Annotated in this window: 5 protein-coding genes and 1 tRNA gene; all 6 read left to right on the top strand. The window is 64.9% G+C overall.

From position 1 onward, the window contains the following. Nucleotides 1–268: 268 nt before the first annotated feature. The 6 genes from ACTU6V_RS08670 to ACTU6V_RS08645 all read left to right on the top strand — a co-directional run bounded on the left by ACTU6V_RS08670 (nucleotide 269) and on the right by ACTU6V_RS08645 (nucleotide 5,935). On the top strand, nucleotides 269–1,249 hold the full coding sequence (locus ACTU6V_RS08670; protein ID WP_443468152.1) for a hypothetical protein: 981 nt from the start codon (nucleotides 269–271) through the stop codon (nucleotides 1,247–1,249). Between the two features lie 172 nt (nucleotides 1,250–1,421). Beyond that, a complete protein-coding gene (locus ACTU6V_RS08665) occupies nucleotides 1,422–2,204 on the top strand; it encodes a fumarylacetoacetate hydrolase family protein (RefSeq protein WP_443475428.1) in 783 nt (260 codons plus the stop codon). Further along, a complete protein-coding gene (locus tag ACTU6V_RS08660; RefSeq protein ID WP_443468154.1) occupies nucleotides 2,201–3,457 on the top strand; it encodes an MFS transporter in 1,257 nt (418 codons plus the stop codon). Before ACTU6V_RS08665 ends, ACTU6V_RS08660 begins: the two co-directional genes overlap by 4 nt. Next, a complete protein-coding gene (locus tag ACTU6V_RS08655; protein WP_443475427.1) occupies nucleotides 3,454–4,224 on the top strand; it encodes a class I SAM-dependent methyltransferase in 771 nt (256 codons plus the stop codon). The genes ACTU6V_RS08660 and ACTU6V_RS08655 overlap by 4 nt, the downstream gene beginning before the upstream one ends. Before the next feature lie 30 nt (nucleotides 4,225–4,254). Then, a complete protein-coding gene (gltX, locus tag ACTU6V_RS08650) occupies nucleotides 4,255–5,760 on the top strand; it encodes a glutamate--tRNA ligase (RefSeq protein ID WP_443468156.1) in 1,506 nt (501 codons plus the stop codon). A gap of 103 nt (nucleotides 5,761–5,863) precedes the next feature. Further along, nucleotides 5,864–5,935 (top strand) — tRNA-Gln (locus tag ACTU6V_RS08645). Nucleotides 5,936–6,000: the final 65 nt, after the last annotated feature.

Raw genomic sequence — 6,000 nt, 5'->3', positions numbered from 1 at the left:
CCGTCTCCACCGTCTCCACCGTCTCCACCGTCTCCACCGTCTCCACCGTCTCCACCGTCTCCACCTTCGCCACCTTCGCCACCTTCGCCACCTTCGCCGAGACCCCCAGCTCCTGTCGAGACCCCGTCGTATGGACACCCATACGACGGGGTCTCGACGTCTATCAGGGGTCTCGCCGACGGTGCGACTGGTTCTGCACATCGCAAATGAACAGACGCGGGCTGTGGAGAAGAGAGTGGAGCGCTGATGCGGGGTGCATACTCGCGGGATGCCGAGACGAATCAGCTTCGATCAAGCCAATGCGGTGCTGAGAACGCGCGCTGACCTTCTCAGCACTGGGATCACCGAGCGGCAGTTGCGCGAGCTCCTTTCCGTGGGCACGTTCGTGCGCGTTCATCGTGGCTACTACGTCGACGGTGCGACCTGGAGGGATCTGTGGAGTGAGGGGCGACACCTGCTGCGGGTGATCGCGCACGCACGTTCCAGTCCTCGACAAGGACCCGTGTTCATGCACCTGTCCGCCGCGGTGCTCTGGGGGCTGCCGATCTACCGCGCTGCTGACGCCGTCGTCCACACCCTCATCACAGGGACACGCCACACGCGCTCCGTGTCGGGGATCGCTCGGCATGACATCGACGTGGCCGAGGAGGACATCGTCGTACGCCACGGGTTTCGCTGCACATCTCTGGCGCGAACCGTGTTCGATTTGGTGCGGACTATGTCGATGGAAGCTGCGGTAACTGCAGCTGACGCGGCAATCAGATCGGTGGCGGTGGTCAACCATCGGCAGGATGATGACGCCGCGGCCGAATGGAAAGAACGGCTGCTGTGTCTGGCGAAGCCGGGACTGCGAGGCGTCCGGCGGGTGCGTTGGACGGCGGATTTTGCCGACGGACGCGCGCAACTGCCGGGTGAGAGCGTCAGTCGGCTTCAGCTGTGGCGACTCGGGTTCCGTGACCTGATGCTGCAGGTTCCTGTAACAGGTTCAGAGGGGGATCGGTACTTCTTGGATTTCGGGTTTCCACGCTCTCGGAACTTCGGCGAGTTCGATGGTGAAGGCAAGTACCTCGAGTTCGACCTGCGCACTGCGCCCACCCCTGCTGACGCCGTACTGGCCGAGAAATGGCGCGAGGACGACATCCGCGGTGTCACCGGCTGGGCCATCCGTCGATGGGGCAGCGCTCATATCGTGTCCGCTGACGCTCTTGGTGCCCGCCTCGCAGCGTTCGGGCTCAACCCGCCGGGTTGAGCCTGCCGGGTTGAGCCGGTGAGACCCCGGACTCTCACCGAGACCCCTCGTTCGCGCCGCTGATAGCCGGGGGTCTCGGTCGCAAGCTGGGGTCTCGGTGAGGGGAGAACGTGGGTGACCACGTCGGCAGAGGGGAGGTGAGAACCTCGGCAGAGAGGAATAGGCTGAGCGAGTGAAGATCGCGCGATTCAGCCACAATGACGCTATCCAGTACGGCATCCTCGACGAGGAGGAGAATGAGCTCGTCGTGCTCGCCGGTGACCCGATGTTCGCCGGGTTCGACACGACGGGCGAGCGCGTTCCACTTGCGGATGCAGCTCTGCTCGCACCGGTGATTCCGCGATCGAAAGTTGTCTGCGTCGGTAAGAACTACCACGATCACGCCGCGGAGATGGGAGGAGCCGCGCCTGAAGAGCCGCTGCTGTTCCTCAAGCCCAACACGTCTGTGATCGGCCCCGGCGACACGATCGTGCGCCCGTCGCTGTCCGAGCGCACCGATCACGAAGGCGAGCTCGCCGTCGTGATCGGGCGCATCGCCAAGAATGTGAAGGCGGAGAACGCCCAGGACTACGTGTTCGGCTACACGGTGGGCAACGATGTCACGGCGCGTGACCTGCAGCTGAAGGACGGGCAGTGGACGCGTGGCAAGGGCTTTGACACCTTCTGCCCGCTCGGACCGGTCATCGAGACGGAGTTCGACCAGACGGATGCCACCCTCGAGACCCGTGTGAATGGCGAAGTGCGACAAAGCGCGCCGCTCAGCGACCTGATCCACTCCGTCGACGAGATCATCGAGTACGCCTCTGCGGTCTTCACTCTGTTGCCTGGAGACGTCATCCTCACCGGCACCCCGGCGGGCGTCGGACCTTTCGTCGCTGGAGACACCGTCGAGGTCGAGGTCTCGGGCATCGGCATCCTGCGCAATTCGGTGCGCGACGCGCTTCCTCCGGCATGACCCTGCCCACTCTCGATCGACAGCAGGCGATCCAGCGCCGCACGGTGATCGTCCTGTCCTCTGGGCAGGTTCTCGGTGGCATCGCGTTCGGTGCGACGGTATCGCTCGGTGCGCTGCTCGCCGCAGACATCTCGGGAGACGACGCCCTATCGGGGCTGGCGACAGCTTCGGTCACGCTCGGCGCTGCGCTGTGTGCGATCCCACTGGCGCGTATGGCGATGAAACTCGGCAGGCGTTGGGCGCTCACTCTGGGTAATCTCTTCGCGCTCGTCGGGATCGCGGTCGTCATCCTGGCTGCAGCTCTGCGCATCTTCCCGCTCTTGCTGGCGGGCATCGTGATGATCGGTGCGGGCAACGCCGGCAACCTTCAGTCGCGCTTCGCGGCGACCGATCTCGCCTCTTCTCGTCATCGAGGGCGCGATCTCTCGATCGTCGTCTGGGCGACGACGATCGGGGGAGTGACCGGACCGTTGCTGCTCGGCCCGGGCGAGATCGTCGGTCAAGCGATAGGGATGCCGCCGCAGACTGGTTCCTACCTGTTCTCGCTCGTCGCTCAGATAGCGGCATTCATCCTGTACATCGTGGCGCTGCGGCCTGATCCGCTGCTTCTCTCGCAGCGGATCCTCGCATCATCGGCGAATCAGGCTCAGAGCGATGAGCGTCGCGATCACCCGACTGTCGCCCGGTATGCGATGTTCGCCATCGCCGGCGCGCACATCGTGATGGTGTCCGTGATGGCGATGACCCCGATTCATCTCTCGCACATGGCGCAGAATGCGCACGGTGGGCATGCGACCTCGACAGATGTCACCACCCTCGTCGGGATCACGATCGCCGCTCATGTCGCGGGCATGTACGCGCTCTCGCCGGTGTTCGGCATTCTCTCCGACCGCTGGGGCCGGCTGCGAGTTGTTCTGCTCGGGCAGGTGCTGCTCGGCGCATCCCTCACGTTTGCGTTCTTCATGAACGATCAGGCCGGCGGCGTCATGATCGCGCTCGTTCTGCTGGGGCTCGGGTGGAGCGCCTCGACGGTCTCCGGCGCTGCCCTGCTCACGGAGGCGACGACACCGACCCTCCGCACGAGACGCCAGGGGCGCAGCGACTCGCTCATGAGCTTCTGCGGGGCAGGCGGCGCTGTGCTCGCAGGGGTCATCATGTCGAACTTCCAGTACTCCGGGCTCGCGGTCATCGCCGCGGTCGTCGTCGTCGCGATCGTCGTCGCCTCCCCTCTCGGCCGGATGCGCACCGCGTGAGCGGCTGGAACGGCGTCGGCGCGGCATACGCGGCCTCGTATGCCGATCTGTGCGCGGGGACGACTCAGGTGATCGTGCAGGCTCTCGGTGCGGGCGCGCAGCGCACTCTGCTGGATGTCGGGTCGGGAACGGGGAGCCTTGCGGCGAAGCTCGCCGAGGACGGCTGGGTTGTCACCGGGTGCGAGCCGGAGCCGACGATGCGGTCGATCTCTTCCATGCGGCATCCGAACGTGCCCGTGATCTGCGGCACTCTGCCATCCCTCGCGTTCGCGGATGGGGCCTTCGACTGCGTGACGGCGAACTTCGTTCTCAACCATGTGAATGATCCCCGCAGGTCGGCTGCGGAGATGCTACGCGTCACCACGGCCGGAGGAATCGTGATCGCTACCACCTGGACTGCGACGCCGTCGTTGTTCTGGGTATCGGTGTGCGAGCGAGCAGGCCTTGGTCCCGCGACCGGCGAGTGCCTGCCGGCAGACAAGGACTTCGAGCGCAGCTGCGCGGGTTTCGGGCGGATGCTGCAGCAGTCGGGTTGGCAAGACCTGACAGTCAGCGAAACGCACTGGACGTGGCATGCCAACGCGGAGGTGCTGTGGAGCTCAGTGACGGGCGGCGTGGCAGGCGCAGGGGCGTTCTTCCTCTCGCTCGATGAGCGCGACCGTCGGCAGTTCCAGCTGGCATTCGACGAACTCTGCAACGAGCGTGTCGTCGATGGCACGATCGCTCTGGAGCATTCCGCGGCTGTGGCCACAGGCCACGCGGGGTAAGCGTCCGTACCCGCGTAGGATTGAGGTGATATGGCTACTCCTCATCCCCTCACCACGACCGCAACCGGCTCCGATGTGCGTGTGCGCTTCTGCCCGTCTCCGACCGGTCTTCCGCACGTCGGCCTGGTCCGCACCGCCCTGTTCAACTGGGCCTATGCGCGGCACAACGGCGGCAAGCTCGTCTTCCGCATCGAAGACACCGACGCTGCGCGCGACAGTGAAGAGAGCTACCAGCAGCTACTCGACGCGCTGCGCTGGATGGAGATCGACTGGGACGAGGGCGTCGAGGTCGGCGGGCCGCACGGGCCCTACCGTCAGTCTGAGCGTCATGACATCTACCGCGGTGTCATCGACAAGCTGCTCGCAGCAGGCGCGATCTACGAGAGCTTCTCGAACGCAGAAGAGATCGATGCCCGCAATGAGGCGAATGGCCGGGCGAAGCAGCTCGGCTACGACAACTACGATCGCGACCTCACCGATGAGCAGAAAGCCGCTTTTCGTGCTGAAGGGCGTCAGCCCGCACTGCGACTGCGCGTACCGGACGAGGACCTCACGTACGTTGATCTGATCCGCGGCGAGGTGACTTTCCCCGCGGGGTCCTTCCCCGACTTCGTGGTCGTGCGCCCCAACGGCATTCCGCTGTACACATTCGTCAACCCTGTCGACGATGCGCTGATGGGCGTCACGCACGTGCTGCGCGGCGAAGACCTCATGCCGTCCACCGCTCGGCAGCTCGCGCTGTATGCGGCTCTCATCGACGCGGGTGTCACGACGTTCGTGCCGCGCTTCGCGCACATGCCGCTCGTGCTGGGCGAGACCGGAAATAAGAAGCTCTCCAAGCGCGACCCTCAGGCTGACCTGTTCCTGCACCGTCAGCGTGGATTCATCCACGAGGGTCTGCTGAACTATCTCGCGCTGCTCGGCTGGTCGATCGGCCCCGACCGCGATGTGTTCTCCCTCGAGGAGTTCACCGCCGCGTTCGACATCGAGAACGTCAACCCAAACCCGGCCCGCTTCGACCAGAAGAAGGCCGAATCGATCAACGGCGACCACATCCGGATGCTGGGCGAGAAGGACTTCGCCGAGCGAACGATCCCGTACCTCGCCGCAGCCGGTCTTTTCGACGAGCCGACGCACGAGCAGCTCGTACTCGCCTTCCGTGTTGCACCTCTCGTGCAGGAGCGCGTGCAGCTGCTGGGTGACGTGCCGGGAATGGTCGGCTTCCTCTTCATGGACGAGGTCTCCTACGATGCGGATGCTCTCAAGGGCCTGCCGGCGAACGCCGCCGAGGTTCTCGACGCCTGTGTCGCGGCTCTTGAGCCGGTCACCGAGTTCACCCCGGAGAAGATCCAGGATGCCCTCGCCACCGCACTCGTCGAGAAGCTCGAGCTCAAGCCGCGAATCGCCTACGGCCCGCCGCGCGTGGCGATCACCGGTCGCCGAGTATCGCCGCCGCTGTTCGAGTCGATGGAACTGCTCGGCAAAGACGAGTCGCTCAAGCGTCTGCGCGCTCTCGCGGAGCACCTGAGCAACTGACTCTTCACGACGCGCCCGGAGGGACTCTGCCTGCGGACGCGTTTTGGTGGGAGCGCCAAGATCGGGTAAAGTTATCTCTTGTGCGAAGCTCCGGTTTCGCCCTTGGGGTATGGTGTAATTGGCAACACAGCGGTTTCTGGTACCGCCATTCTTGGTTCGAGTCCAGGTACCCCAGCAGAGAAAGACCCCCGCTCAGGCGGGGGTTTTCTTGTTCTCCGCGATGCGTACGGCGGGTGATGC

Source organism: Microbacterium zouquanmingi, from assembly GCF_052266675.1.
GTDB lineage: Bacteria > Actinomycetota > Actinomycetes > Actinomycetales > Microbacteriaceae > Microbacterium.
Note: the sequence above shows the minus strand (reverse complement) of the source record. Positions and strands in the feature narration are given on the sequence as shown.

Bases quoted from the DNA above. Each gene is read 5' to 3' on its own strand.
- ACTU6V_RS08670 (WP_443468152.1), top strand. From the start codon at position 269: ATGCCGAGACGAATCAGCTTCGATCAAGCCAATGCGGTGCTGAGAACG.
- ACTU6V_RS08660 (WP_443468154.1), top strand. From the start codon at position 2,201: ATGACCCTGCCCACTCTCGATCGACAGCAGGCGATCCAGCGCCGCACG.
- gltX (WP_443468156.1), top strand. From the start codon at position 4,255: ATGGCTACTCCTCATCCCCTCACCACGACCGCAACCGGCTCCGATGTG.